Here is a 26,569-nt window from a genome sequence, read left to right on the forward strand (position 1 = left end):
TACTTACTTCGACTAGTTTGTTCGATGCCGGACCGAACACTAGCCGCACCCGAACCAAGTACGCCAGACCCCGGGGTTTTTGGATTACTTTCCGAATGAACCTATTGACTTGTTTCGAACGGTCGACTTAGCGTTCGGGCGCCCCTCGTCGAATCTTCACACGGGGCCGCACCCCTTCCCCTTGGAGGCCCTTCGGCATGCGTTCCCTCAGGTCAAAGGCGTCCGCGGCGCTCGCCCTCGTGGCGGCGCTGGTGGCGCTCACCGGCTGCACGCACGAGGCCGGCAGCATCGCCATGGGCCGCACGGGCGGCACTCCCGTCGAGGGAGGCACGGCCACCATGGCCCTGCCGCCCGCGGCGACCCCGAACTGGATCTTCCCGATCGGCGCCCCCGGCTACGGCGGCTCCTACAACTACGCGATCCAGTCGCAGCTCTACATGCCCGTGTACGACGCCGTGCAGGAGAAGGGCGAGCTGGTCACGCACGGCCCCAGCACGCTGGGCCTCGAGCCGAAGTACAGCGACGGCAACAAGACGGTGACCGTCCCGCTGCGCAAGGGCGTCAAGTGGTCCGACGGCACCGAGGTGACCGGCCGCGACCTCGAGTTCTGGTTCAACCTCGTCAAGGCGAACAAAGCCGACTGGGGCGGCTACTCGGTCGGCAACATCCCGGACAACGTCAAGAAGTTCGAGCTCGTCGGCGACCACACCGTACGGCTGCACCTCAAGCGCGCGTACAACCCGGACTGGTTCACGGCGAATCAGCTCTACTACATGCGCGCCCTGCCCCAGCACGCGTGGGACGCCAAGACCGACGGCGGCAAGGTCGGCGACTTCGACCGCACCACGAAGGGCGCCAAGGCGGTCTTCGCGCGGCTCACCCAGCATGCCAAGAGCCTCGGCTCGTACGGCACCGACCCGCTGTGGAAGACCGTCAACGGGCCGTGGAAGCTGGCTGGTTGGCGGGACAACGGGCAGGTGACACTCGTCCCGAACGAGAAGTACACCGGCCCGAAGTCGGAGCGCCCGCACCTCGACAAGGTCGTCTTCAAGCCCTTCACCACGGCCGACTCCGAGTACAACGTGCTGCGTTCCGGCGGCGTCGACTACGGCTACATCCCGCCGTCGGTGATGGCGCAGAAGGAGAAGTTCGAGAGCAAGGGGTACCGCGTCGACCCGTGGGAGGGCTGGGCGGCCACCTACATCGTCTACAACTTCAACTCCACCCACGCGGGCCCGGAGATGAACCAGCTCTACATCCGGCAGGCGATGCAGCACCTCGTCGACCAGAAGGCGATGAGCAAGGTCATCTGGCAGGGCAGCGCGACCGAGACGCTCGGCCCGGTCCCGGTCACGCCGAAGAGTCAGTACCTGTCGAAGGAGATGGCGCACAACCAGTACCCGTTCTCCGTCTCGAAGGCCAAGTCGCTGCTGTCCGCGCACGGTTGGAAGACCGTCGACGGCACTGCGCGCTGCGTCCGGCCCGGCACGGGTGACGACGAGTGCGGCCAGGGCATCGGGAAGAACGACCCTCTGGAACTGACCCTGCTCTCGCAGTCCGGCTCGACCGAGACGACGAACATGATGCAGGAGCTCAAGTCCTCGCTCAGTAAGGCCGGCATCGATCTGACCGTGCGTCAGCAGCCGCTCAACTCCGTGCTCGGCAACTCCGTTCCGTGCAAGGCGAAGGACTCCGGCTGCAACTGGGACATGTCCTTCTTCGGCACCGCCGGCAGCTGGTACTACCCGCTCAACCCGAGCGGCGAGCAGCTCTTCTCCACGGGCGCCTCCTCCAACTTCGGCAACTACAGCGACAAGAAGGCCGACCGTCTCATCAGTGCCGTGCAGTACGCGCCCGACATGAAGGCCATTCACGAGTACGGCGAGTACCTGGCGGAGCAGCTGCCGGTGATGTGGATGCCGAACCCCGCGTACCAGGTGTCGGTGATCCGCAACGACCTGCGCGGCATCGAGCAGAACCCGACCGTGACCTTCCAGCCGTCGCACTGGTACTTCGTCAAGAAGGGAGCCGAGAAGTGACCGGCTTTCTGGTCAAGCGTTTCCTTCAGGCGCTCGTCGTCCTGTTCCTCGTCTCGATCATCGTCTTCACCCTGCTGCACCTGCTGCCGGGCGGCCCCGCCCGCGCGATCCTCGGCCCCAAGGGGACGCCGCAGCAGATCGAGCACTTCAACCACGTGCAGGGCTACGACCGTTCACTGCCGACGCAGTACCTGATGTACCTGAAGCGCCTGCTGACGGGCGACCTCGGCGAGTCGTACAAGCTCAACTCGCCGGTGATCGACCTGCTCACCCAGCGCCTGCCGAAGACGCTCCTGCTCACGCTCATGTCGACGGTCCTCGCGGTCGTCATCGCGGTGCCGCTCGGCCTGCTCCAGGCGGTGCGGCGCGGCAAGGCGTCCGACTACGCGCTGACCGGGCTCGCGTTCCTGCTGTACGCGACGCCCGTGTTCTTCCTCGGCCTCATCATGATCATCCTGTTCGCGCAGGTGCTGCCGATCTTCCCGGCGGAGGCACCGCAGGGCGAGACGATCGGTCAACTGCTGGGCGACATACCCGGGTTGATCCTGCCGGTCGTGACCATGGCGTTCGGCATCGTGGCCATGTTCAGCCGCTACATGCGCTCGGCGGTCCTCGACAACCTCACCGAGGAATACGTGCGCACGGCCATGGCGAAGGGCCAGTCGAGCCGCCGGATCATGGTCAAGCACGTGATGCGCAACGCCCTGATCCCGCTCGCCACCCTCCTCGGCCTGTACCTGCCGACGCTGTTCAGCGGCGCCCTCGTCGTCGAGTCGATGTTCAACTACCCCGGCATGGGGCTGCTGTTCTGGAACGCCGCGCAGGGCTCGGACTTCCCCGTCCTCCTTGGCGTGACCCTCGTCGTCGGCATCGCGACCGTCCTCGGCTCGCTGCTCACCGACATCCTGTACGCCGTCCTCGACCCGCGGATCCGGAGCGTGTCATGACCACTGCTGTGACGACCTCTGCCATACCGGGACAGGAGGAGACCGCGCAGGCGACACCCTCGCTCGCCCGCCGTACGCTGCGCGTGTTCACGGGCAACAAGCTGGCGCTGAGCGGCGTCATCCTGCTCGTGCTGCTGCTGGCCTTCTGCTACCTGGGCCCGCTGGTCCACCCGACCGAGCAGATCCACACCGACCTGTCGCAGGCGAACCTGGCGCCGGGCGCGTCAGGTCACCTCCTCGGCACCACCGACCTCGGTTACGACATGGTGGGACGGCTCATGGTCGCGGGGCAGACGTCCCTCGAGATCGGCCTGGCGGCAGGCCTGTTGGCGACCCTGTTCGGCACCGTGTACGGCGCCGTCGCCGGATACTTCGGCGGCTGGGTCGACGCGACGATGATGCGTATCACAGACGCCGCGCTCGCCATCCCGGCGATGTTCCTGCTCGTGGTCGTGGCCGCGATCATCACGCCCAGCAAGGGCATCCTGATCCTCATCATCGCGGCCGTCGCCTGGCTCTCCCCCGCCCGCCTGGTGCGCGGCGAGGCGCTGTCGCTGCGCAACCGCGAGTACGTACAGGCGATGCGGATGATGGGCGGTGGCGGCGCGCGCGCCGTGTTCAAGCACATCGTCCCGAACGCCATCGGCACGGTCATCGTCAACTGCACGTTCCAGATCGCCGACGCCATCCTCTACGTCAGCTACCTGGCCTTCCTCGGCCTGTCGATCCCGCCGCCGTCCGCCGACTGGGGCTCGATGCTGTCCGCCGGCATCACCTACACGCAGAACGGCTACTGGTGGCTGATCTTCCCGCCGGGCATCGCGATCGTCCTGGTCGTCGCCGCGTTCAACTTCATCGGCGACGGGCTGCGCGACGCGTTCGAAGTACGGCTGCGCAAGTAGCGCTCACGTCGGAGGACCGCTGCGCGACCAGCGGTCACGTGGGATCAGGCAACGCAAGGGATCTAGGAAAGCTGACATGACCGAGCCTCTGCTCAGGATCGACGACCTGCGCGTCGACATCTCCACGCGCGACCGCACCGTCCACGCCCTCGACGGCGTCTCGCTCGAACTGGCGCCGGGCGACGCACTCGGCATCGTCGGCGAGTCCGGCTGCGGAAAGACCATGACGGCGCTCAGCGTCCTCGGTCTGCTGCCGTCTGGCGGCGAGGTGACCGGCGGACGCATCATGTTCGACGGGCAGGACCTGGCGACGGCGCCCGCGCCTGTCCTCCAGGACGTGCGCGGCAACACCATCGGCATGGTGTTCCAGGACCCGCTGACCTCCCTGAACCCGACGATGACGATCGGCGCGCAGGTCGCGGAGCCGCTGCTGCTGCACCGGGACGTGTCCAAGAAGGAGGCGTGGGCGCGCGCCGAGGAGACGCTGCGGCTTGTCGGTATGCCGCAGCCGGCCGAGCGGATGAAGGCGTATCCGCACCAGTTGTCCGGCGGCATGCGCCAGCGCGTGGCCATCGCCATGGCGCTGGTCTGCGAGCCGAAGCTGCTGATCGCGGACGAGCCGACGACGGCGCTCGACGTGACGACGCAGCACCAGATCCTGGAGCTCATCGACGACCTGCGCGAGCGGCTCGGCATGGCGATGATCCTGGTCACACACGACCTCGGCGTCATCGCGAACCGGGTCGACCGGGTGGCCGTGATGTACGCGGGCCAGGTGGCGGAGCAGTCCGATGTACGCGGCCTGTTCGCCCGCCCCCGGCACCGTTACACGGAGGCGCTGTTCGCGGCGCTGCCCGAGCGCGCGGCGGACAACGAGACGGAGCTGCACACCATCCCCGGCCTGCCGCCGAGCCTGACGGTGCGGCCCACGGGGTGCCGGTTCGCGCCGCGCTGTCTGTTCGCGACGGACGACTGCCGAACCCTTGAGCCGTTCCTGGAGGAGGACGAGGTGCAGGGCGCGGAGCACCGGTTCGCGTGCTTCCACCCGGTGCCGACGGCGGCGGACGCCGCCTCCCCGGACGAGGTGGTGACACCCACGCCGATCCCTGCGCAGGACGCGTCCACCTCCGATGTGCTGGTCGAACTCGACGCGCTGGTCAAGGAGTTCCCCCTCAAGGGCGGCCCGTTCTCGCGCAGTCGCGGCACGGTCAGCGCGGTCGGCGGGGTGTCGCTGAGCATCCGCAAGGGCGAGACGTTCGGCATGGTCGGCGAGTCGGGCTGCGGCAAGACGACGCTCGGCCGGATCGTGGCGGGCCTGGAGGAGCCGACGGCGGGTTCCGTACGGTTCGAGGGCCGGGACCGCGCTTCGCTGTCGCGCTCGGAACGCCGGGCGCACCGCCGCGACGTCCAGCTGATGTTCCAGGACTCGACGGCGGCGATGGACCCGCGGATGCGGGTCGGCGAGATCCTGCGCGAGCCGCTCGTCATCCAGGGCGTCGGCGACAAGGCCGAACAGGAGAAGCTGATCGGCGAACTCCTCGACGCGGTGGGCCTGCCGCGCGGTGCGGTGCACCGCTACCCGCACGAGTTCTCCGGAGGCCAGCGTCAACGCCTGGGCCTGGCGCGGGCGTTGACGCTCTCCCCCGACCTGGTGGTGGCGGACGAACCGGTGTCGGCGCTCGACGTGTCGGTCCAGGCGCAGATCCTGAACCTGATGCGGGAGCTTCAGCGCGAACGCGGCCTCACCTACCTCTTCATCTCGCACGACCTCGCGGTGGTCCGCTACCTCGCGGACACGGTCGGCGTGATGTACCTGGGCAAGCTGGTGGAGGTGGGCCCCGCCGAGCAGGTCTACTCGCACCCGCTCCACCCCTACACACGCGGCCTGCTCGACACGGTGAACGTGCCGGACCCCGAGGCGACCGTCGCCTCCGGGTCCCCGCTCACGGGCGAGACGCCGTCGGCGGCGAAGCCCCCGTCGGGCTGCCGGTTCCGTACGCGCTGCCCGATCGCGCAGGACGTCTGCGCGACGACGGAGCCGCCGGAGTCGACACCGAACTCGGCGGGCCACCGGGTCGCGTGCCACTTCCCGCTGGCGGTGCCTTCGCCGGCTTGACTGGCGGTGCCGACACCGGCCTGACCTGCGGCAATGTCCGGTACGGGGCCATTGTCAGTGGCGGGGTGCAGACTGACCGATACCTGGAGACAACGACGTTTCGGAGGTTCGGCATGACTGACGTACTGCTGGCAGTGGGCACCCGCAAGGGCCTCTTTCTGGGCCGCAAGCGCGACGGCGGCCCGTTCGAGTTCGACGAGAGCCCGTACTTCAACGCACAGGCGATGTACTCGGTCGCCATCGACACCCGCGGGGAGCGACCACGGCTCCTCGCGGGCGGCGACAGCACACACTTCGGGCCGTCCGTCTTCCACTCGGACGACCTGGGCCGCACCTGGACCGAACCGCCCGCGCCCGCCGTCAAGTTCCCCGATTTCACCGGGACTTCGCTGGAGCGGGTGTGGCAGCTGCACCCGTCGGCCTCGGAGCCGGACGTGGTGTTCGCGGGCACGGAACCGGCGGCGTTGTACCGCTCGGAGGACCGGGGCGAGACGTTCGAGCTGTGCCGCCCGCTGTGGGAGCACCCGACGCGTTCGCAGTGGGTGCCGGGTGGCGGCGGAGAGGGCCTGCACACGATCCTGACGGACGAGCGGGACCCCGGCGCGGTGACGGTGGCGGTGTCCACGGCCGGCGTCTTCCGTACGACGGACGGCGGCGCGAGCTGGGACCCGGCGAACAACGGAGTGGCCGCGGTCTTCCTGCCCGACCCGAACCCCGAGTTCGGCCAGTGCGTGCACAAGGTGACGCGGGACGCCGTCGACCCCGACCGCCTCTACCTCCAGAACCACTGGGGCGTGTACCGCAGCGACGACGGCGGCGGAAAGTGGCTCGACATCGGCGAGGGCCTCCCCTCGACCTTCGGCTTCGCCGCGGCCGCGCACCCGCACCGGGGCGACACGGCGTACATCTTCCCCATCACGGCGGACATCGACCGCGTCCCCGCCGACCACCGCTGTCGCGTCTACCGCACGCAGGACGCCGGCACCACTTGGGAACCCCTCACTCACGGCCTCCCGTCGAACGACCACTACGGCACGGTCCTGCGCGACGCCCTGTGCACGGACGACAACGACCCGGCGGGCGTCTACTTCGGCAACCGCAACGGCGAGGTGTACGCGTCCCCGGACGACGGCGACACCTGGAAGCGGGTGGCGTCGCATCTGCCGGATGTGTTGTGTGTGCGGGCGGCTGTGGTGGGGTGACGGCCGCCCGGGGGCGCGGTCACGGGGCTCCGCCCCGGGCCCCGCTCCTCAATCGCCGGAGGGGCTTGAATTTGCCAGCAAGCGCTGTAGGTAGAGACCCCTTTGCGCGTTCAGTTCGCTGGACCGTCCCAGCCGAACGGCCTCCGCGAACTCCCGTCGCAGGATCGGCCAGCACTCCTCGTGGTCGATCTCGGCCGTGTCGTAGGTCAACTCGGGGCCCGGGCCGAAGAGTTCGACTCGGGTGAGGGCGCGGTCACGCGCGACGCTGCCGGACAGGGACGCCTGGCTCACCGCGCCGTTCTCGTGTTCGCAGGTCAGTTCCAGCCAGCGGCGGGAGTCGCCGGTGGCACGGATGGAGGCGATCGGGCCCACCGCCGCGTCGAGGAGGTCGAGGAGGTGCGGGCCCAGGTCGTAGAGGGCGCCGTGTTCCAGGCGCCAGGACGTGGCGAAGTCGCCGCCCAGGAAGGCTCCGTGGAGGTAGCAGGAGCGGGCGCCCGTCACCGACATCCCCTGCGCCTGCTCGATGAAAGCGCGCGTCGTCGGGTGGTAGCGCTTCGTCAGGACGAGCTGGGACACCACGCCCGCTTCGTCGATGGCGTCCACCATGCGTTCGGCCGATGCAAGGTCCAGGGCGAGGGGCTTCTCCAGGAGCAGTGCCTTGCCTGCCTTTGCCGCCCTCGGCGCCAACTCCGCCTGCACGGACGGCGGTACGGCGAAGGCGACCGCCTCGCAGGTGTCGAGGAGTTCGTCGAAGCTGCCCGCCACCGCCGCGCCATAGGGTTCGGCCGTCGCGCGGGCCGCGTCCGTGCGGCGGGCCCAGACGGCGGTGAGCCGGGTCTCGGGGCCCGCGGCGAGCATGCGGGCGTGCATGGTGCGGGCCCAGGGACCGGCGCCGACGAGTGCGACCCGGACGGGGTCGTGGGGCCATGCGGCGTTGTCTGTCACTGCGTTCCTTGAGGTGCTTGTCATGCTTGTGCGTCGGCAGATTCGGCGAGCGCGCGCAGGCGGGCGTCCGCGCGTTCGGGGGCGTAGAGGACGTCGACGACCATCGCCGCCGCGCCGATCAGGCCCGCGTGGTCGCCGAGTCGGGAGGTGACGACGTCGAGGTGGGCGGTGGTGCGGGGCATCGCGCGCTGGTAGAGGAGTTCGCGCACGCCGGTGAGGAAGGGGATGCCCGCCAGGTCGCCGGCGAGCATCAGGACGCCGGGGTTGAGGAGGGTCACGACCGTGACCAGGACCTCGCCTGCGCGCTGCCCCGCCGCCCGGGCGAGGCGGACCGCGTCGGGGTTCCCCTGTTCAAGGAGTGCCTTGACGTCGGTACCGGTGGACACCTCCATGCCCTGGTTGGAGAGGTCCTTGGCGAGCGCGCGGCCGCTGGCCACCGCCGCCAGGCAGCCGTAGGACCCGCACATGCACAGGGCGTCGGGCTTGTCGTGGAGACGGATGTGGCCGATGTCGCCCGCTCCGCCGTCGATGCCGCGGAAGATCTCGTTGTTGACGACGACGCCCGCGCCGATGCCGGTGGAGACCTTGATGAGGACGAAGGCCGAGCAGTCGGGGTGGCCCGCTTGCTGTTCGGCCAGGGCCATCAGGTTGGCGTCGTTGTCGACGAAGACCGGGATCGGCCGGCCGCCCGTCGTGTCCTCCATCGAGGCGCCGACATGCTCGGCGTACGCCTCCTGCATGCGTTCCCTGATCGGGAAGCGGTCCCAGCCCGGCATGATCGGCGGCTGGACGACCTGTCCCGTCTCCCAGTCCACCGGGCCGGGGACCGACAGGCCGATGCCGCAGACCCGCTCGGCCGGGGTGCCTGAGGTGGCGAGCAGCTCCGGGAAGCAGCGGGCCAGCCCGTCGAGCACCCGGTCGGGGCCGTCGCCGATGTCGAGGTCGACGGTCCGCTCCGCGAGGACCGTGCCCCCGAGGTCGAGCACGGCCACGCGCGCGTACCGGGTCTCCAGGTCCACCGCGAGGACGGCGGCGTGGCCGGGGTCGAAGACGATGCGGTGCGAGGGCCGCCCGCCGGTGGACGTGCCGGTGTCCTGGCGCAGCCAGCCCGCCCGGTCGAGTTCGTCGAGGCGGAGCCCCACCGTGGAGCGGGACATGCCGGTCGCGCGTTGCAGGTCGGCGCGGGTGTTGGCCTGGCCGCCGCGGATCAGCTGCAACAGCCGGCCCGCGCTCGTCGCGCTGGGCGTGCTCATCGTCTTCTTCCCCCTGTTCACCGGGTCGTTCCCCCCGGTCAGCTCTTGTCCGCGCCGGCGGTCAGACCCTCGGTCAGCAGGCGTTCCGCGGCGAAGAACAGGATTACCACGGGGATCGTCAGGACCACGGACCCGGCCATGAGCACCGTCTTGGACACCTCGATGCCGTTCGACAGCTGGGCGAGGCCGAGCGACACCGTCCACTTGCCGGGGTCGGCGGCCAGGAAGAGGAGCGCGAAGAGGAATTCGTTCCACGCGATCATCAGCACGTAGAGGCCGGTAGCCATCAACGACGGGAGGGCCAGCGGGAGGATGACCTTCCGGACCGTCTGCAGGCGGCTGCAGCCGTCGAGCGCCGCCGCCTCCTCGATCGAGTACGGGATGGTGACCAGGTAGTTCTTGAGCATGTAGATCGCGACCGGGACCGTCTGCGCCACGTAGACGATCGCCAGGCCCACGAGGCTCGACGACAGGCCGATCTTCGCGAACATCACGAACAGCGGCACCGCGAGCAGCGTCGACGGGAACATGTAGACCGCGAGAAACAGCGCGCTGACCTGGCGGTTGCCGAAGAACTTCAGGCGGCTGATGGCGTACGCGCCGGGGACGGCCGCGAGCAGGGTCAGCGCGACCGTGCCGAGGGACACCAGGGCGGAGTTCTTCAGGAGTTGGAGGAAGCCCTGGCCGCCGTCGTCGGTGGAGCGCAGCACCTCGGTGTACGTGTCGAGGGTGAACTGCTTGGCCGAGACCCACAGGGAGCCGGGGTCGAGCAGCAGTGCGTCGATCGGCTTCACCGACAGCAGCAGCATGTAGTAGAAGGGCACGATCGTGATCAGCGCGAGGAACGCGATGACCACCCAGCGTGCGACGCCGAAGAACCGCTCCTCGAACTGGGCGCGCGTCATGGCCGGCCTACCGGTACGCGTACTGGTACTGGTCACGACTCCTCCTGGACCTTGTTGCCGAAGAACTTGAAGTACAGGCCCAGCAGGACCATGAGGGCGACGGCCAGGACGAGGGCCTGGGCGGCCGCCGCGCCGACGTCGTAGCGCGAGGTCAGGAAGTCGTAGACGCGCACGGCCGCGACGTCGGTACCGGCTCCGCCGCCGGTCAGCAGGTAGACGTCGTCGAACTTGTTGAACGTCATGATGAAGCGCAGCACGCAGAGCAGCGCGATCACCGGCATCAGCTGCGGCAGCATGACGTGCCGGAAGCGCTGGGTGGGCGTGGCGCCGTCGACCTTCGCGGCTTCCTCCAGGCCGTCCGGGACCGCCTGGAGGCGGGCGAGGATGAAGAGGAAGGCGAAGGGGAAGTAGCGCCAGCACTCGAAGGCGATGACCGTGAGCAGGGCGAGCGGGATGTCGAAGTGCAGGCCGAGCAGGTGGACTTCGTACTCGCGCGTGGACAGGAACGCGATGGGGTCGTCCCAGCCGAAGAGCTTCTGGCCCCACTCGTTGACGATGCCGTACTGCGGGCTGAGCGCGACCTCCCACACGAACGCGACGGCCACGACCGGCGCCACGTACGGCAGCAGCATCGCGGCGCGCAGCAGGCCACGCCCCCGGAAGGGCTTGCGCAGGGCGAGCGCGGCGATCAGGCCGAGGGCGACGGAGCCGAAGGTGGCGCCGACGGTGTAGAGGAGCGTGGTGCCGAGGCTGGACCAGAAGCCCGCGGAGTCGAAGACCTGCGAGAAGTTGCGCAGGCTCCAGTTGCCGAACAGGCCCATGCCCTGGATGTCGACGAGCTTGGCGCGCTGGAAGGCGAGCAGCACCGTCCACAGGATCGGCAGCACCACGACGACAAGGACGACGAGGAAAGTGGGGCTGACGAAGGCGAGGCCCGCCCGGTTGGTGCGGCGGCTCGCGGTCATGGGCCTGCGGGGGCGGCGGCCGCCGGACGGGGCCGGTGATCCGTCCGGCGGGTTGGTGCGCTGCTTCGCGCCGGTGGTGGCTGTAGTCATGGGGAGGCTTTCGACGAGAAGGTCACGAGGGAAGGCGAGGAAGGGCCGGGGCGGGCCGCTGCTGCAGGGACTTCTGGCGGGCCGCTATTGCAGGGACTTCTTCAGGGCGGCCACCTCTTCCTCGGCCTCGCGCGAGGCCTCGCGGGGTGAGGTCTGGCCCGCGGTCATGGCGCCGATGGCCTTCGGCACCGGCAGTTCGCCGTTGGTGGCGCCGACCAGTGCGCCCTCGCCCTGCTCGATGCCCCAGCGGCGCAAGTCGCCGATGCCGTCGGCCAGTTGGTCGAGGACCTGCGGCGAGTAGACCTCGTCGAGGGGCTTGCGCTCGCCGACGCCGATCTTGCTGTGCCGCCAGGCGGCCATGTACTTCTCGGGCTCCGCGGCGGTGCCCCGGCGGACCGGGATCTTGCCCTCGGGGGCCTGTCCGAACCAGGACTCGTAGCCGCTGCCCATCATGTACTCGATGAACTCGCGGGAGGCGTCCGTCTCGGCGGTCTTGGTGGTGACCCAGGACGTGATCTCGCCGAACTGTGCGGCCTTCTTCGCCTTCGCGCCCTTGAGCGCGGTGACGATGCCGGTGTTGTCGGCGAGGAACTGCTTGTCCTTGCCTTCGCACTGCGGGCAGCTCGGCAGGGCATCCTTGCGCAGGCCCGCCAGTTCGTCGAGGAGGAACGAGGACCAGATCATCATCGACGAGCGGCCCGCGAAGTAGGTGGCGCGCGTCGAGTCGACGGTCTGGGTGCCGGGGGCTCCGTACTCGCGCGCCAGCTGGTCGTAGGTGTGGAACGCCTTGACGCACTGCGGGGAGTCGAGGGTGACCTTGCCGTGGCCGTCGACGAGCTGGCAGTCGTTCGCGAGCGCGAGGCTCTCGAAGCTCTGCGAGGTGAAGACGTCCGAGGGGTCGGTGGCGGCGGAGACGCCGTCGTGGCCCTTGGTGGTGAGCTTCTTGGCGGCCGTGACGAGCTTGTTGTACGTGTCCGGCTTCTTGAGTCCCGCCTCGGCGAAGTCGTCCTTGCGGTAGACGAGGAGCTGCAGCCAGGCGTCGGAGGGGACGCCGAGGCTGACGTTGCCGTCGCTGGTGAGCTTGAGGGCGTTCTTGTCGAACGTTCCCCGCCCCAGCTTCTTGACGATCTGCCGGGGTATGTCCGTGTTGAGCAGGCCGTTGCTGTACATCTGCCAGGTCTGGCCCATGGGGGCGGCGCCGATCACGTCGGGCAGATGGCCGGACGCCGCCGCGGACATGATGAGTTGGGGCATCTGCCCCTCGTCGACGCCGACGAGATGCACCTTGACGCCGGTCTTCTTCTCGAAGCCGTCGATGATCTTCTGCGTCGCCGCGACGCGGTCCGGGAGGTTCTCCTGGGACCACACGGTGATCTCACGGTCCGGTGTGCCCGGCCCTGTGCTGCTCGCGCAGCCGGTGAGCAGTCCTATGCCCAAGGCTGTCGTGGCGCCGACCGCGATCGCCTTCGACCGCCGCGTCCTGGTGCGCATTACCGTCCCCATCGCCGACTTACGTCTATCAAGCACGCATCTCAGCACTACTTTTGCCTGTTGACAAGACATAAGTTGCGGATATTGTCGACCCAACCAACAGGCACACCACCCTTTTTCGGAGCCGTCCGTGGAACGCGTCGTTCAATTCACAGGTCCCCGCCAGGTGGAGGTGGCCGAGCACGAGAGCCTGGAGCTGCCGCCGGGCCACCTGCGCGTCCACACCCGCTATTCGGGCATATCGGCCGGCACGGAGCTGACCGCCTACCGCGGCACGAACCCCTATCTGACCCGGACCTGGGACGCCGACGCCCGCCTCTTCCGCGACGACGAGGCCGGCATCTCGTACCCGGTCGTCGGCTGGGGCTACTCCGAGGTCGGCGAAGTCACCGAGGTCTCCCCGGAGTTGGTCGGCACGCCGGGCATGCCCGAGGTCGGCGACCTCGTGTGGGGCATCTGGGGCCACCGCAGCGAGGGCATCGTCCCGGCCGAGCGCATGATCGGCCACACGCTCCCGGCGGGCCTCGAACCCCTGGCCGGAGCGTTCGCCCGGGTCGGCGCCATCGCGTACAACGCGATCCTGGCCGGCGGCATCAATCTCGGCGAGGACGTCGCCGTGTTCGGCCAGGGCGTCATCGGCCTGATCGCCACCCGCCTCGCCCAGCTCAGCGGCGCCCGTGTCACCGCGGTCGACGCGATGGACGCCCGCCTGGAGTCGGCGAAGAAGTACGGCGCCCACGCGACGCTCAACGCCCGCACGGACGCGGTCGCCGAGCGCATCCGCGAGGCCACCGGGGGCCGCGGCACCGACCTCGCCATCGAGATCAGCGGCGTCTACCCGGCGCTGCACCAGGCCGTGCGCTCGGTGACCGTCGGCGGCCGCGTCGTCGCCTCCGGCTTCTACCAGGGCGACGGCATGGGCCTGCGGCTCGGCGACGAGTTCCACCACAACCGCGTGGAGATCGTCTGCTCGCAGATCGGCGGCGTCCCGGCGCAGCTGTCCGGCCGCTGGACCGTGGAGCGCCTCCAGCAGACGTTCCTGCGGCTCGTCGCCGAGGGCCAGGTCGACGTGGAGTCGCTGGTCAGCCATGTCGTCCCGGTCGCGGACGCGGCCGACGCGTACGTCCTGCTCGACGAGCGCCCCGCGGATGCCCTCCAGGTCGTCCTGGAATTCTGAGAAGTTTCGAGACGGCCCGATCCACACGACAGGGCCCAGGCCCGAGACGGCCCCGTAGGCCCGAGACGGCCCCCGGAGGGCCTGAGAGGTACCGAGAAAGACATGCTGAAGATCGCTGCCCAGGAACAGTTGCTGCCCGGCGAGAGCCTCCAGGAGAAGTGGGAGTTCGCGCAGGGCGCCGGGTACGGGGCCATCGAGCTGCGCGCCAAGGGCGACCTGCACTTCGCCTCCCGGCTCCCGGAGTTGAAGCAGGCCCTCAAGGACGGCGTGGTCATGCCGACCGTGTGCGTCGACATGCTGCACTTTTTCGGCGCCTTCGACGACGAGCTGCGCCGCGACGCGATCGTCCAGATGAAGTCGCAGCTCTCCGTCATCGCCGAGATCGGCGGGCTCGGCGCGCAGACCCCGGCCTCGTACGGGATGTTCTCGCGCCGCCTGCCCCCGTTCGAGCCGCCGCGTTCGGAGGAGCGGGACCGCGAGGTCCTGCTCGAAGGCCTCACCGAGCTGGGCGAGCACGCGTCCGCCGAGGGCGTCACGCTCTACCTCGAACCGCTCAACCGGTACGAGGACCACATGGTCAACCGCCTTGAGCAGGCAGCCGAGTTGATCAAGGAGGTCGGTCTGGACGCGGTCCGGATCGGCATCGACAGCTACCACATGAACATCGAGGAGACCGACCCCGCGCAGGCGATCCTCACCCACGCCCCCTACATCGGGCACGCCCAGGTGTCGGACTCCAACCGCTTCCAGCCGGGCGCGGGACACCTCGACTGGCAGGCGTGGCTGGGCGCCCTGCACACCGCCGGCTACGAGGGGTACCTCGCGGCCGAGTGCCGGCTGACCGGCGACCCGGTCGAGGCGGTCCGGTCCGTGCCCGCGTTCCTCAAGGGGTCCGGCGCGTGACCGCTCTTCTCGACGGGCCCGCCCGCACCGCCGCCGCGGACCTGACCCTGCGGCGCGGTGCGGGCCGGGTCCTCCTCGACAACTGGGTGGGCACGAGCACGGTGCCGTCCCGAACCCTGTATCCGCACCAGTGGAGTTGGGACTCCGCGTTCATCGCGATCGGCCTTCGGCACCTGTCCGCGCGCCGGGCGCAGCGCGAGCTGGAGTCGCTGCTCGGGGCGCAGTGGGGCGACGGGCGTGTGCCGCACATCGTGTTCAACTCGGCGGTGCCGAACGGGGCGTACTTCCCGAGCCCCGACTTCTGGCGCTCGTCCACGGCGGGCGCAGGGGTGGGCGCGCCGGTCTCGCCCGAGACGTCGGGCATCGTCCAGCCGCCCGTGCACGCGCTGGCCGCCTGGCTCGTGCACCGCGCCGACCCGGCCGAGTCGCACCGCCGCGACTTTCTGGCCCGGGTGTATCCGCGCCTCGTGGCCTGGCACCGCTACCTCCTCGACCGGCGCGATCTGGGCGGCGGTGGCCTCGCGGCGATCGTGCACCCGTGGGAGCCCGGCATGGACAACAGCCCTTGCTGGGACGCCCCGTTGGCCCGCATCACCCCGGCGGACCCCGGCAGCTACCGGCGCGCCGACCTCGACCACGGCCACCCGGCGGACCGCCCCACGGACCTCGACTACGGCCGCTATGTGCGGCTCGCCGTCGACTACCGCGACGCGGGGTACGACGACCGTGCGGCCGAGCACCCCTTCCGCCTCGAAGACCCGTGCATGAACGCCCTGTTGATCGCGAGCGAGCTGGCGCTCGCCGAGATCGCGGGCCGCGTGGGCGGCGACGCGGCCGTCCACGAGGCGGGGGCCGCGAAGCTCACCGACGCGCTCGTGACGCGCCTGTGGGACGACGGGGCCGGCCTGTTCCGGGCCCGCGACCTGGTCGACGACACCTTCGTGCCGGCGCGCAGTGTGGCGGGGCTCGTTCCGCTGCTCGCGCCCGGTCTGCCCGAGGAGGTCGTGGACCGTCTGGTGTCGACGCTGGACGGCCCGGCCTTCCACGCCGACTCCACGGCTCTCGTGCCGAGTTACGACCTGACGGGCCCGGCCTTCGACCCGACCCGGTACTGGCGTGGGCCTGCCTGGTTCAACACCGCGTGGCTCATCGAGCGCGGCCTGCGCACCCACGGCCGGCACCTGCACGCCGACCGGATCCGCGCCGCGCTCCTCGACACGGCGGGCGCGTCCGGGTTCGCGGAGTACGTCGACCCGACGACGGGCGCGGCGCGCGGCGCCCGCTCATTCTCCTGGACGGCCGCGCTCGCCCTCGACCTGCTGAACTCCGAGGAGGCAGCCCGATGAGCGGCGCCACGCAACGCACTCAACTCGTGCGCGACGCCACGTTCGCGCACATCGACGCGGACGGCGGTGTCACCGGTACGCGCGGGGCCACGCCGGACGGATTGTTCGTGCGCGACGCCCGACATCTGAGCCGCTGGCAGCTCGCCGTCGACGGCACCGCGCCCGCCGTGCTCTCCCCCGCCGGGTCGGCCGGGGAGTGCGTACTCACCCCGGAAGGGACCCGCGACGCACCGCCCACGTACACCGTCTTCCGCCAACAGGCCGTCACGGCAGGCGAGTTCACGGACGTCCTGCAGCTCGTCAGCAACAGCCCCGACCCGCTCGCCGCCGAGGTCGTCATCACCGCGGACGCCGACTTCGCCGACACCTTCGAGCTGCGCGCGGACGAGCGCAGCTACCCCAAGCCAGGTGCTGAGCGCACGGCTCACCGCACGGACACGGGCGTCGAGTTCGACTACCGCAGGGCCGACTGGCACTCCCGCACGGTCGTGTCCGCGTCCCCCGCGCCCGACTCCGTACGCGGCGACGGGCCGTACGAGCTGGTGTGGCGCCTCGCCCTGGCGCCGCACGGCCGGGTCGAGCTGCGGCTGAACGTCGCGGCGCATCCGCACGGCGGTCCGCAGCTCGCGGCGGACCGGGTGCGCGGCGGTGCGGCCGAACTCATCGACGTATCCGACGACTTGGACCGGGCGTGCGCCCAAGGGCTCGCGGATCTGGACCTGTTGACGATCTCCGCTCCTGGCGTGGACGGCGAGCCCGTCAGCATCCCGGCGGCCGGTGTGCCGTGGTTCCTCACCCTGTTCGGGCGGGATTCCCTGCTCACCTCGTACTTCATGCTCCCCTACCGGCCCGCCCTCGCGGCCGGCACGCTGAGCGCGCTCGCCGCCACGCAGGGACGGGAGTGCGACGCGTTCCGCGGCGAGCAGCCCGGCCGGATCGTGCACGAGACGCGGCGCGGCGAGCTCGCCCACTTCGGGCAGGTGCCGTACGGGCGTTACTACGGGACGATCGATGCGACGCCGCTGTTCCTGGTGCTGCTGCACGCCCACTTCGAGGCGACGAAGGACGCGGCGCTCGCCGCCCGTCTGGAGACGCACGTGCGCTCCGCCGTCGACTGGATGCTCGGCGACGGCGGCCTGCGCGAGCACGGCTATCTCGTCTATGAGCCGGACCCGAACGGTCTCGTCAACCAGAACTGGAAGGACTCCGCAGGCGCCATCTGCTTCAAGGACGGCACCCAGGCGGAAGGCCCCATCGCCGTATCCGAGGCCCAGGGCTACGCGTACGACGCTCTGCGTCGCACGGCCCGCCTCGCCGCGCAGGTGTGGCAGGACGCCGCGTACGCACGGGAGTTGGACCGGCTGGCCGACGATTTGCGGGCGCGCTTCGCCCGTGACTTCTGGCTGGCCGATGACGATTTCCCGGCGCTCGCCCTCGACGGGGAGGGCCGCCAGGTCGACGCGCTCGCCTCGGACGCCGGGCATCTGCTGTGGTCCGGCATCCTCGACGAGGACCGCGCGCGACGCGTGGGCGAGCGGCTGCTCACACCGGACTTCTTCTCGGGCTGGGCGATCCGCACGCTCGCCGCGGACCAGCGTCCCTACCACCCGCTGTCGTACCACCGCGGCAGCGCCTGGCCGCACGACAACGCCGTCATCGCGCTCGGCCTCGCCCGCTACGGGCTCGGCGACGAGCTGCGCCGGATGGCGTCCGGGCTGATCGACGCGGCGGCCGGGCACGGGCACCGGCTCCCCGAGGTGCTCGGCGGCTACGCGCGCACCGATGCCGCCCGCCCGGTCCCCTACCCGCACTCCTGCTCCCCGCAGGCGTGGGCGGCGGCGACGCCGTGGGCGCTGCGCACCGCCCTTACCGCGGTGGGAGGTTGACGCCTTACCACGACCAGTGGTCGACGGGCGGCCGGTTGAGTCGGGGTGCCGGGGCGGCAGTAGGGTGACGCCCGTGGCACCACGACCTCTGCATGAAATCGTCGAAGCGGGCTGGGCGAAGGCCCTCGAGCCCGTGGCCGGGCAGATCTCCGCGATGGGGGAATTCCTCCGCGCGGAGATCGGCGCCGGGCGCACCTACCTCCCGGCGGGCGCCAACGTGCTGCGCGCCTTCCAGCAGCCGTTCGACGACGTGCGGGTGCTGATCGTCGGGCAGGATCCCTACCCGACGCCGGGGCACGCTGTCGGTTTGTCCTTCTCGGTGGCTCCTGACGTACGCCCCCTGCCGCCCAGCCTCATCAACATCTACCGCGAGATGAACGCGGACCTCGGGCTGCCGGAGCCTTCGAACGGGGACCTGACCCCGTGGACGCAGCAGGGCGTGCTGCTCCTCAACAGGGCGCTCACGGTGGCCCCGCGCCGTCCGGCCTCGCACCGCGACAAGGGCTGGGAGCAGGTCACCGAGCAGGCGATCCGCGCCCTCGCCGCGCGCGGGACGCCGCTCGTGTCAATCCTGTGGGGCCGTGACGCGCGCAATCTGCGGCCGCTGCTCAGCGACTATCCGGCGGTCGAGTCCTCGCACCCCTCCCCCATGTCGGCGGATCGCGGCTTCTTCGGCTCCCGCCCGTTCAGCCGGGCCAACGACCTTCTCGAACGCCAGGGCTCGCAGCCCGTCGACTGGCGGCTGCCGTGACCGAGGGCCCGGCCGAGTGGGTGCTCGGGGTGGACTCGGGCGGCTCGGGACTCCGGGCCGCGCTCGCGCCCGTCGACGACATCGGGCGCGCGCTGACGAACACTTCGTCCGTACCTGTACGTACGTCGGGCTCCGGCATCGATCCCGGGCACATGGTTGAGCAACTCGTGCCGATGGCGCGGGAGTTGCTGGGCCACGCCGGGGAAGTCGCCGTGTCCGCCGTCGCGTTGGGGGCGGCCGGGATGGCGACGCTCGGCGACGGGCTCCGGGCCGAGTTGCCGGGGGCGCTCGCGCGTGAACTGGGCGTCGGGCGGCTCGCGTTGGCCGCCGACGGGGTCACCGCGTACGCGGGTGCGCTCGGGCAGCGGCGCGGGGCGGTCGTCGCCGCGGGCACCGGGATGATCGCGCTCGGCACCGACCTCGCGGGCTGGCGGCGGGCCGACGGGTGGGGACATCTGCTCGGCGACTGCGGCGGCGGCGCGTGGATCGGACAGGCCGGGCTCGACGCCGCGATGCGCGCCTTCGACGGGCGGCGCGGCGGGAGCAAGGAGCTGCTCGCGCTCGCCGAGGAACGCTTCGGGCCCGCCATCGAACTGCCGGGCCGCATCTACCCGCGCACCGACCGTCCGGCGGCCCTCGCCGCGTTCGCCCCCGACGTGGCACGTTGCACCCTCGACGACCCGGCGGCCGCGGACATCCTGCGTCGGGCCGCCGCGCACATCGCCGAGGCGGCCGCGGCGGTCTGTCCGGCCGACGGCGGCGAGGTCGCCCTGACCGGTGGCCTTTTCAAGCTGGGCGAGCCGCTGCTCGGCCCGCTGCGGGAGGAGCTGACCGAGCAGCTTCCGCAGGCCACGGTCGTGCCCGCCGCCGGCGACCCCCTGCACGGGTCCCTCGTGATCGCTGCCGCGCTCGCCGCGGACGGACTCCGGCTGCCGCTCGACCGACGCCTGCTTCATGTGCCGTAATTCACTTCGAATATCCCGCACACCCCTCCGGACCAGGACACTTGCAGGATTCGTAACTGAAAGGACAATCTCGGACGGAAACCGCTCATGTGCACCCTGACCGAACAACGAAGCCGGTCGAGCCAGTAGCATGCGGCGCCATGAGCACCCCCACTGGGCCCGCATCCGGCCTGCCCGTACGAATGCCGCGACCCCGACAGCCCGGACGCCACCGTCGCCCGGAACCCGTGGCCGCCCCCGAGGGCGCGCCGTCTCTTGTGCTCGCGGTGCCCGGCACGCCCAGCGCCGCCACGCGCATGCTCGCCGACGAGGTGGTGAGCATCGCCCGGTCCGAGCTGCCCGGTCTGGACGCGCGGGTCGGCTTCGTGGAGGGTGAGCTCACCGACTTCCCGATCTCTGCCGAGTTCCCCTCGCTGGCGTCCGTGCTCGCGCACGCCGCGAAGGAGCGCACCGCCCGCTACGAGCAGGCGCTCGCGGCCGGTGTCGAGGCGCAGGAGCCGGCCGGGCCGGTCGGCGTCGTCGTGCCGCTGCTCGCAGGACCGGACAACGCCCAGCTGCGGCAGATCCGGCAGGCCATCGCCGAGAGCCGGGTCGCCGCGGAGCTGACCGATGTGCTCGGCCCGCACCCGCTGCTCGCGGAGGCGCTGCACGTGCGGCTCTCGGAGGCCGGCCTGGCCCGCGCCGACCGCGCCCGCCTCTTCGCCGTGACCACGGCGGCGGACGGGATCATCCTCGCGTCCATAGGCGGCGAGGAGGCGGTCCAGGCCGCGGGGATCACCGGCATGCTGCTCGCCGCGCGTCTCGCCGTGCCGGTGATGGCGGCGGCGCTCGACGAGGAAGGGGCGGTTGCCGCCACGGCCGAGCAGCTGCGCGGTTCCGGTTCGCAGCAGCTGGCGCTCGCGCCGTACCTCGTCGGTCCCGAGCTCGACCCGTCCGTACTTGAGGCTGCCGCCAAGGATGCGGGGTGTGCCGTCGCGGAGCCGTTGGGGGCGTATCCGGCGATGGGGAAGCTCGCGCTCGCGAAGTACGCGACGGCGCTCGGGATCACGCCTCAGCCGGTTGCCTCTGGCAGCTGAGCGGTTGGGGGTTCGGGGTCCGGGACGATGTCCCGGACCCCGTTTTTTTGTCCTCAATCGCCGGACGGGCTTGATGGGTGATCGTTGGCCGTTACGGTCGGGGGATGACCCTCGATGACGCCCTGGTGACGGAACAGCTGGCCTACTACCGGGCGCGGGCGCCCGAGTACGACCGGCCCTATGCGCAGCGGGCGGACTTGCAGGAGTTGTTGCGGGGCAGCGCGGAGTGGCCCGTCCGCGGGGACGTGCTGGAGCTGGCCTGTGGGACCGGGCAGTGGACCGCGCGGTTCGCGCCGCGGGTCACGTCGGTGACGGCCGTCGACGCGTCGGAGGAAGTGCTCGCGATCGCACGGGAGCGGGTGTCCGCGCCCAACGTCCGCTTCGAGCAGGCCGATCTGTTCGACTGGCGGCCGTCGCGGCGCTACGACACCGTGTTCTTCGGATTCTGGCTGTCGCACGTGCCGCCGGCCCGGATGCCGGGGTTCTGGAGCTCGGTCGCCGCGTCCCTCGCTCCCGGCGGCAAGGTGGTCTTCGTCGACGACGGCCCGTCCATGGCCGCGGACGAGGAGCTGCTGACGGACGAGTCCGCCCCGGCCGCGGTGCGCGAGCTCGACGACGGCAGCCGGTACCGCATCGTGAAGGTCTTCCACGAGGCCGAGGCACTGACCGGTGACCTGGCCTCCCTCGGCTGGGCGGCGGACGTACGCCCTGCGGCGCGGAACTACCTCGTGGGTGTGGCGGAGCCTGCCGTCTAGCCGAAGACCACGCAGGACGCCGCCGGCACCGGTGCGCTGCCGCCCCGCACCGGGACCCCGGACTCCCGGTCGACCGTGAACCACGTGACGTCGCCGGAGCGCTCGTTCGCGGCGTAGAGGAACCGGCCGGACGGGTCGAGGGCCAGGTCGCGGGGCCAGTTGCCGCCGCAGGGGACGGTGCCGTGGAGGGTCGGCCGCTCGCCGGTCGGGTCGAGGGCGAAGAGGGAGAGCAGGTCGGCGCCGCGCGTCGCCGTCCACAGGAAGCGGCCGTCGGGGGCGACGACGAGCGCCGAGGGGTACGCGTCGCCGGCCGGTGCGCCCGTCAGAACCGGGGTCTCCGTGAGCGGCTTGAGGGCGCCGTCCGCGGCGTTCCACGCGCAGACCGTCAGCGTGGGGGCGAGTTCGTTGAGGACGTACACGTAGTCGCCCGACGGGTGGAAGGCCAGGTGGCGGGGGCCCGAGCCGGGGCGCAGGGCCGTCTCCTGGTGCGGCAGGAGGCCGCTTCCTTCGGGGTTCTTCGCGTACACGTGGACCGAGTCCGTGCCCAGGTCGACCGCGAGGGCCCAGGCGCCGGTGGGGTCCGGCAGGATCTGGTGGGCGTGCGGGGACTGCTGGCGCTGCGGGTGCGGGCCCGAACCGGTGTGGCGGTGCGCCTCGGCCGCGCCTCCGGCCGGGATGCCGTCGGCGCGCAGCGGGACCGAACTGACGCTGCCGGAACCGTAGTTGGCGGTCAGGACCCGCCCGTCCCAGACGGACAGATGGGTGGGGCTCTCGCCGCCCACCGGCACCGGCGGCGCGGCGGGCGTCAGCGGCGCCGAGTCCGTGCGGAACGCGGCCACCGCCCCGTCGGCCGTCTCGCTCACCGCGTACAGCAGGCCGCCGGAGACCGTCAGGTACGAGGGGTCGGGCAGCTCGTCCGTGGCGTCGAGGAGCGTGAGCGAGCCGTCCTTGGGGTCGAGCGCCGCGGTCACGATGCCGCGCCCGCCGGCCGCCGTGAACGATCCGATGTACGCCCGCTCTGCCTGACTCCCGGTCACTGCGTCCCCTTTCGGCGTGCGGACCCGGCGCCCGCGCCGCCGACGGTAGCAGCGGGCCAGGGCCTGCCGTTTGGACCGGCCCCGCGAGCCCGGCCTGATCCGAACGGCAGGCCCTGGGTCAGAGCAGGTCCCGCCAGGGCCTCGTGGGGCGTTGCGTGGCCGGCTCCTCGCCGCGGGCGCGGGTGTGGGCGTCGGGGTGGTGGACGTAGGCGGGGGTGGCCGGTGCGTCGTCGTACGTGCGGTGGAAGACCGGGGTCGTCGAGCCGGAGAGCGGCGGGACGATCCAGGACCAGTCGGCGCCGACGGCGCGGCCGCGGGACTCCTCGCGGGCGACGTGGGTGAGGAAGCGCCGGGACTCGGTGTGGTGGTCGGCCATGGTGACGCCCGCGCTGTCGAAGGAGTGCAGGACGGAGCGGTTCAGCTCGACGAGGGCGCGGTCCTTCCAGAGAGACCGGTCGCTGGAGGTGTCGAGGCCGAGGCATTCGGCGAGGTAGGGCAGGAGGTTGTAGCGGTCGGTGTCGGCGAGGTTGCGGGCGCCTATCTCCGTGCCCATGTACCAGCCGTTGAAGGGCGCCGCGCCGTAGCAGACGCCGCCGATCTCCAGGCACATGTTGGCGAGCGCGGGGACCGCGTGCCAGCGCAGGCCGAGATCGGACCACCAGTCGAACTCCGGGTGCCGCAAAGGGACTTCGAGGATCGCGTCGGAGGGGAGGTCGAAGCAGCGGGGCGGGCGGCGCGGGTCCGCCTGGACGAGCAGCGGCAGTACGTCGAAGGGGCTGCCGGCGCCGCCGCGCCAGCCCAGGCGGCGGGCGTACGCCGTGAGTCCGGTGCCGCGCGGGTCCCCGACCACATGGCCGTCGCGCTGGACGTAGCCGGCGTAGCGGATGAGTTGTTCGTTCCAGATCCGGGGGCCGGAGTGGTCCGGCCGATCGGGGGCGAAGACCGTGATGAGCGGGCGGATGCGGCCGCCGGGGGCCGCCTCGCGCAGATGGTCGGCGCAGGCCTCGGCGATCTCCTCGGCGGCGGTGAGGTGCCGCAGGTCGCGTACGCGCAGGGACTGCCAGTAGAGGCGGCCTATGCAGCGGTTGGCGTTGCGCCAGGCGACGCGGGCGCCGAAGACGAGTTCCTGCGGTGTGTGCGTGTACGTGCCCGTGGCCGCGAGCTCGGCGTCGACCTCGGCGAGGCGGGCGGACGGGTCGCCGAGCCCCTGCTCCGCGTGGTGCTGGCGGACGAACGCGGCCGCGGCGTGTGCGACTTCGCCGGTGCCGCGTGGGGTGGGGGTGGCGGGCCTGGGGCGGGTGCCATCGGCGGTGACCGGGCAGCGGTCGTGGCGGGGCGGTTCGGGGGCGCGGGGGCCGGTGTGCCGGTTCGGGGCGAGGGCCAGCCAGCCGGCGGCGTCCGCCGGGTCCGTCGTGCTCCTCGCGTTCGTCACGTCCTCCACGGCTCGTGTTCCGTTCCGGCGCAGGTTGCTACGCATGGTGCACCCCCAGCGACTGGTCATCGGCGCGCGGCCCGCTCCCGCACGGACGTGCGCCCTGGATTCGATGGCGCGGGGTCTACCCGTCGGGCGAACTGATCCACCCTGTATGTGCCCCGGACACGTGCCTCAAACGATGCGGCGGTGTCCACGCCGCTGCGAGACAACCACAAGCCGACCCCGGTCGGCGCCCGGTTACGGAGGCGCGGGGAGCGCATGGAACTGCGCCTGGGGCGCGCGCGGCCGACTGCGCGCCCGGCCTGATCCAAACGACAGGCCCTACGCCTCCCGAGCCCCGCGCAGCGGTACCGCCAGCTCCACCAGCGCGCGCTCGAGCGCGTGCAGGTGGGCCAGGACCGGATGCCCCGCCTCCGCGACCTGCGGAACCGCAACCGCCGCGCGAGCGTACGGCGCGGGAGCCGTGAGCGCCTCGACCGCCGCCTCCACCCGCTGGCACGCCGCTGCGAGCCGCGCGTCGTGGGAGGCCTCCGGGTCCGCGGCGACGGACGCCAGCCCCCGCACCTCGCGCGCACAGTCGTCGAGCAGCGTGAGCACCTGCCGGGCCCGGCCCTTCCGGGCCTTCACGGGGCTCAGCGGATGCACGAGCGGCGACAACGACAGCCGTACCCGCCCGAGGATGTGCTCCAGTTCCGCGACGCGCGGCGCCGGATCGGCGCTCGCGTCGCCGCTCAGCCGCGCCGCCGTCTCGGCCGCGCACGCGTGCACACACCGCAGCGCCCGCTCGACCCATGCCTCGGTCACGGAGTGCGTGGTCACGGGCAGCAGGAGCAGCACCGCGAGCGCGGCGCCGAGCGAACCGACCGCCGTCTCCCCCACCCGGAGGGCAAGCAGCGCCGGGTCGAGCACGCCGAGGAGCCCGTACAGCATGCTCGCCATCACCGTGACCGCGAGCATCATCCAGGTGTACGAGACGTGCGCGGTGTAGAAGATCCCGAAGACGCTGACCGCGACGATCACGGCGGCGGCCACCGCGTGGTCGTGCAGCGGGACGGCGACCAGGAACCCGAGCACGATGCCGAGCACCGTCCCCAGGAACCGCCGGAAGCCCCGCACCACCGTCTCCCCGCGCGACGTCGTCGCCACGAACACCCACCACGTCGCGCCCACGGCCCAGTACCACCGCTGGTCCGAGAGCAGCTGCCCGATGCCGAGCGCGAATCCCGCCCCCACGGTCGCCTGCACGGCCTGCCGCGTCGTGATCCGCGCGAGCCCCGTGCCCCCGGTCGGCGCGGGCACGCCGACGGGCGCCGGGAGCCGCCGCTCGTAGCACCACACCCCGAACCGGACGACCGCCGCCGCGCCGAGCGACAGCAGCACGGCGACGTACAGCTCGGGCAGTTGCCGCGGCACGGTGTGCAGGAACTGGGAGGCGAAGAAGGTCATGAACGCGAAGACCCCGAGCGAGTGCCCGCGCGGCCCCCACCGCCGCGCGTACACGCCCGCTCCCACGACGGCCAGGAAGGCGAGATCGCGGGCGAGGGGGATGTCGTGCAGGGCCGCGGCGAGCGCGAGCACCGGCAGCCCGACGGCCGGCAGCAGCGCCGTCGTGACGGCCTGCCCGCGCACCGTCGCGTCGGTCACCGTGAACAGCGCGAGCAGCGCGGCGAGGCCGCCCGTGATCGCACCGGTCAGCGACTGCCCGACCGCGCCGCACAGCGCGACGGCGAGCCCGATCCCCAGCACGGCCCGCGTCGCGAACCGCAGCCGTATCCGCCCCGGATCCGCCGCCACGAACGCCCTCTTCAGCAACGTGCCCCGCCCCTTCCGTACCGCGTCCGTCTCCTGACATGGAAAAGGCGCCGCGGAGACCCTCCCGGGTCCGCAGCGCCATCGACAGGCCCATCTCAGCACCTGTGGGGCCCGTGGTTCAACAGAGCCCGGAATCGCTGGGCCATTGGCCCAGTCCCCGGCTCCCGCCCCGTCGCCCCACCGGACCATCTGTCCAGCCGGGCCGCCGACGCGACTTTCTCTCGACAGGACGTCCGTGATGCGCGGTGTCTGTGGAGTGACGGTGAAGCGGGTTTCGGCCGCTCGGGACGGGCAACATGCCGCCCGTGACTCACCCCAGCGACGGCATTCCGAACAATGCCCCATACGGTTCCAGCCCGAACAGGCCTCCACATAGGGGCCCTTATCCCGCACAAGGCGGAGACACCGCCCCGATACACGGCGGCCCCGGAACTCCGTACGACGGCGGCCCCGGCGCCCCGTACGACGGTGGTCCCCGCGCCCCGTACGACGGTGGCCAACGCCCCGCGTACGACGGTCCCCCGCCGCCCGCCTACCGCCAGGACCCGGACGTGCCGTACCAGCCCGTCCC

Annotated in this window: 21 protein-coding genes; 13 read left to right on the forward strand and 8 right to left on the reverse strand. The window is 71.4% G+C overall.

The features are described from left to right. Positions 1 to 197: 197 nt before the first annotated feature. The 5 genes from OHA73_RS07515 to OHA73_RS07535 all read left to right on the forward strand — a co-directional run bounded on the left by OHA73_RS07515 (position 198) and on the right by OHA73_RS07535 (position 7,206). Entirely contained in the window at positions 198 to 2,039 is a 1,842-nt protein-coding gene (locus tag OHA73_RS07515; protein WP_327654604.1) for a peptide ABC transporter substrate-binding protein, read from the forward strand. Beyond that, a complete protein-coding gene (locus OHA73_RS07520; protein WP_266716111.1) occupies positions 2,036 to 2,986 on the forward strand; it encodes an ABC transporter permease in 951 nt (316 codons plus the stop codon). Before OHA73_RS07515 ends, OHA73_RS07520 begins: the two co-directional genes overlap by 4 nt. Further along, the gene (locus tag OHA73_RS07525) at positions 2,983 to 3,888 is read left to right on the forward strand and encodes an ABC transporter permease (RefSeq protein WP_327654605.1); all 906 of its coding nucleotides are present in this window, start codon (positions 2,983 to 2,985) and stop codon (positions 3,886 to 3,888) included. The genes OHA73_RS07520 and OHA73_RS07525 overlap by 4 nt, the downstream gene beginning before the upstream one ends. 76 nt (positions 3,889 to 3,964) lie before the next feature. Beyond that, positions 3,965 to 6,004, forward strand: coding sequence for an ABC transporter ATP-binding protein (locus OHA73_RS07530; RefSeq protein WP_327654606.1), 2,040 nt, complete (start codon positions 3,965 to 3,967; stop codon positions 6,002 to 6,004). Positions 6,005 to 6,117: 113 nt separating this feature from the next. Continuing rightward, entirely contained in the window at positions 6,118 to 7,206 is a 1,089-nt protein-coding gene (locus OHA73_RS07535; RefSeq protein ID WP_327654607.1) for a WD40/YVTN/BNR-like repeat-containing protein, read from the forward strand. A gap of 48 nt (positions 7,207 to 7,254) precedes the next feature. On the opposite strand, the gene OHA73_RS07540 is transcribed toward OHA73_RS07535, so the two are convergent. The 5 genes from OHA73_RS07540 to OHA73_RS07560 form a co-directional block, all read right to left on the reverse strand. Beyond that, complete coding sequence (locus tag OHA73_RS07540; protein ID WP_327654608.1) at positions 7,255 to 8,175, reverse strand: Gfo/Idh/MocA family protein; 921 nt, start codon at positions 8,173 to 8,175, stop codon at positions 7,255 to 7,257. Then, positions 8,172 to 9,404, reverse strand: coding sequence for an ROK family transcriptional regulator (locus tag OHA73_RS07545; protein WP_327654609.1), 1,233 nt, complete (start codon positions 9,402 to 9,404; stop codon positions 8,172 to 8,174). The genes OHA73_RS07540 and OHA73_RS07545 overlap by 4 nt, the downstream gene beginning before the upstream one ends. Before the next feature lie 38 nt (positions 9,405 to 9,442). After that, positions 9,443 to 10,309, reverse strand: coding sequence for a carbohydrate ABC transporter permease (locus OHA73_RS07550; RefSeq protein ID WP_266719077.1), 867 nt, complete (start codon positions 10,307 to 10,309; stop codon positions 9,443 to 9,445). Positions 10,310 to 10,341: 32 nt separating this feature from the next. Beyond that, entirely contained in the window at positions 10,342 to 11,364 is a 1,023-nt protein-coding gene (locus OHA73_RS07555) for a carbohydrate ABC transporter permease (protein WP_327654610.1), read from the reverse strand. Positions 11,365 to 11,448: 84 nt separating this feature from the next. Then, positions 11,449 to 12,855: an ABC transporter substrate-binding protein gene (locus OHA73_RS07560; protein WP_327654611.1), complete on the reverse strand. Its 1,407-nt coding sequence runs from the start codon at positions 12,853 to 12,855 to the stop codon at positions 11,449 to 11,451. Between the two features lie 130 nt (positions 12,856 to 12,985). On the opposite strand from OHA73_RS07560, the gene OHA73_RS07565 reads away from it, so the two are divergent. The 8 genes from OHA73_RS07565 (at position 12,986) to OHA73_RS07600 (ending at position 21,714) form a co-directional block, all read left to right on the forward strand. Beyond that, on the forward strand, positions 12,986 to 14,032 hold the full coding sequence (locus OHA73_RS07565) for a zinc-dependent alcohol dehydrogenase (RefSeq protein ID WP_323179632.1): 1,047 nt from the start codon (positions 12,986 to 12,988) through the stop codon (positions 14,030 to 14,032). Positions 14,033 to 14,134: 102 nt separating this feature from the next. Beyond that, entirely contained in the window at positions 14,135 to 14,935 is an 801-nt protein-coding gene (locus tag OHA73_RS07570) for a sugar phosphate isomerase/epimerase family protein (protein WP_327654612.1), read from the forward strand. Beyond that, the gene (locus OHA73_RS07575) at positions 14,932 to 16,281 is read left to right on the forward strand and encodes an MGH1-like glycoside hydrolase domain-containing protein (protein ID WP_327654613.1); all 1,350 of its coding nucleotides are present in this window, start codon (positions 14,932 to 14,934) and stop codon (positions 16,279 to 16,281) included. Before OHA73_RS07570 ends, OHA73_RS07575 begins: the two co-directional genes overlap by 4 nt. Beyond that, positions 16,278 to 18,167 carry an amylo-alpha-1,6-glucosidase gene (locus tag OHA73_RS07580; protein WP_327654614.1) on the forward strand — a complete coding sequence of 630 codons (1,890 nt, stop codon included), beginning with the start codon at positions 16,278 to 16,280 and terminating at the stop codon, positions 18,165 to 18,167. Before OHA73_RS07575 ends, OHA73_RS07580 begins: the two co-directional genes overlap by 4 nt. Before the next feature lie 73 nt (positions 18,168 to 18,240). Beyond that, a complete protein-coding gene (locus OHA73_RS07585) occupies positions 18,241 to 18,918 on the forward strand; it encodes a uracil-DNA glycosylase (protein WP_266716087.1) in 678 nt (225 codons plus the stop codon). Then, on the forward strand, positions 18,915 to 19,883 hold the full coding sequence (locus OHA73_RS07590) for an N-acetylglucosamine kinase (protein WP_327654615.1): 969 nt from the start codon (positions 18,915 to 18,917) through the stop codon (positions 19,881 to 19,883). The genes OHA73_RS07585 and OHA73_RS07590 overlap by 4 nt, the downstream gene beginning before the upstream one ends. Positions 19,884 to 20,023: 140 nt before the next feature. After that, the gene (locus tag OHA73_RS07595; protein ID WP_266716083.1) at positions 20,024 to 20,959 is read left to right on the forward strand and encodes a sirohydrochlorin chelatase; all 936 of its coding nucleotides are present in this window, start codon (positions 20,024 to 20,026) and stop codon (positions 20,957 to 20,959) included. A 104-nt stretch (positions 20,960 to 21,063) separates the two neighbouring features. Continuing rightward, entirely contained in the window at positions 21,064 to 21,714 is a 651-nt protein-coding gene (locus OHA73_RS07600) for a class I SAM-dependent methyltransferase (protein WP_266716082.1), read from the forward strand. Here the strand turns inward: OHA73_RS07600 and OHA73_RS07605 are convergent. The 3 genes from OHA73_RS07605 to OHA73_RS07615 form a co-directional block, all read right to left on the reverse strand. After that, entirely contained in the window at positions 21,711 to 22,751 is a 1,041-nt protein-coding gene (locus OHA73_RS07605) for a lactonase family protein (protein WP_327654616.1), read from the reverse strand. The genes OHA73_RS07600 and OHA73_RS07605 overlap by 4 nt on opposite strands. A 118-nt stretch (positions 22,752 to 22,869) precedes the next feature. Further along, entirely contained in the window at positions 22,870 to 24,183 is a 1,314-nt protein-coding gene (locus OHA73_RS07610) for a nitric oxide synthase oxygenase (protein WP_327654617.1), read from the reverse strand. Positions 24,184 to 24,507: 324 nt separating this feature from the next. Beyond that, positions 24,508 to 25,998 (reverse strand): FUSC family protein, encoded by a 1,491-nt coding sequence (locus OHA73_RS07615; RefSeq protein WP_327654618.1) that lies wholly within the window; start codon positions 25,996 to 25,998, stop codon positions 24,508 to 24,510. Positions 25,999 to 26,569 lie beyond the last annotated feature (571 nt).

The sequence above is a fragment of the Streptomyces sp. NBC_00483 genome, from assembly GCF_036013745.1.
In the GTDB taxonomy this organism is placed as follows: domain Bacteria; phylum Actinomycetota; class Actinomycetes; order Streptomycetales; family Streptomycetaceae; genus Streptomyces.